This window comes from Streptomyces sp. NPDC031365 (assembly GCF_055569765.1).
The window spans coordinates 2,434-4,099 of record NZ_JBVIIM010000070.1 but is presented as its reverse complement, the minus strand read 5'-3'; the positions used below and the strand labels follow the sequence as shown (position 1 = coordinate 4,099).

General features: G+C 57.3%; 1 rRNA gene (cut by both window edges). It reads right to left on the bottom strand.

What is annotated here, in order from left to right:
* Positions 1 to 1,666, bottom strand: a 23S ribosomal RNA gene (locus tag ACZ5C2_RS38435) (it extends past both window edges: 1,283 nt to the left, 373 nt to the right).

Genomic DNA, 1,666 nt, shown 5'->3' with positions numbered 1-1,666 from the left:
CCCTCACCAGACGTGGCCCCCCTTCTCCCGAAGTTACGGGGGCATTTTGCCGAGTTCCTTAACCATAGTTCACCCGAACGCCTCGGTATTCTCTACCTGACCACCTGAGTCGGTTTAGGGTACGGGCCGCCATGAAACTCGCTAGAGGCTTTTCTCGACAGCATAGGATCATCCACTTCACCACAATCGGCTCGGCATCAGGTCTCAGCCACAAGGTGTGCGGATTTACCTACACACCGGCCTACACCCTTACCCCGGGACAACCACCGCCCGGGATGGACTACCTTCCTGCGTCACCCCATCACTCACCTACTAACCGCTTGGGCCGGCGGCTCCACCACTCCCCCTCACTCCGAAGAGATCAGGGGCGGCTTCACGGCCTTAGCATCACGATGCTCGATGTTTGACGCTTCACAGCGGGTACCGGAATATCAACCGGTTATCCATCGACTACGCCTGTCGGCCTCGCCTTAGGTCCCGACTTACCCTGGGCAGATCAGCTTGACCCAGGAACCCTTAGTCAATCGGCGCAAACGTTTCTCACGTTTGTATCGCTACTCATGCCTGCATTCTCACTCGTGAACCGTCCACAACTCGCTTCCGCGGCTGCTTCACCCGGCACACGACGCTCCCCTACCCATCACGATCCCCGTTGGGGGTACATATCGCAATGACACGACTTCGGCGGTACGCTTGAGCCCCGCTACATTGTCGGCGCGGAATCACTAGACCAGTGAGCTATTACGCACTCTTTCAAGGGTGGCTGCTTCTAAGCCAACCTCCTGGTTGTCTGTGCGACTCCACATCCTTTCCCACTTAGCGTACGCTTAGGGGCCTTAGTCGATGCTCTGGGCTGTTTCCCTCTCGACCATGGAGCTTATCCCCCACAGTCTCACTGCCGCGCTCTCACTTACCGGCATTCGGAGTTTGGCTAAGGTCAGTAACCCGGTAGGGCCCATCGCCTATCCAGTGCTCTACCTCCGGCAAGAAACACACGACGCTGCACCTAAATGCATTTCGGGGAGAACCAGCTATCACGGAGTTTGATTGGCCTTTCACCCCTAACCACAGGTCATCCCCCAGGTTTTCAACCCTGGTGGGTTCGGTCCTCCACGAAGTCTTACCTCCGCTTCAACCTGCCCATGGCTAGATCACTCCGCTTCGGGTCTTGAGCGCGCTACTGAACCGCCCTATTAGGACTCGCTTTCGCTACGGCTTCCCCACTCGGGTTAACCTCGCAACACACCGCAAACTCGCAGGCTCATTCTTCAAAAGGCACGCAGTCACGACGTTGAGTGCAAGCACTCAACGCGACGCTCCCACGGCTTGTAGGCACACGGTTTCAGGTACTATTTCACTCCGCTCCCGCGGTACTTTTCACCATTCCCTCACGGTACTATCCGCTATCGGTCACCAGGGAATATTTAGGCTTAGCGGGTGGTCCCGCCAGATTCACACGGGATTTCTCGGGCCCCGTGCTACTTGGGTGTCTCTCAAACGAGCCGCTGATGTTTCGACTACGGGGGTCTTACCCTCTACGCCGGACCTTTCGCATGTCCTTCGCCTACATCAACGGTTTCTGACTCGTCTCATGGCCGGCAGACCATGAAAGAGAGATCCCACAACCCCGAATGCGCAACCCCTGCCGGGTCTCACACGCATTACG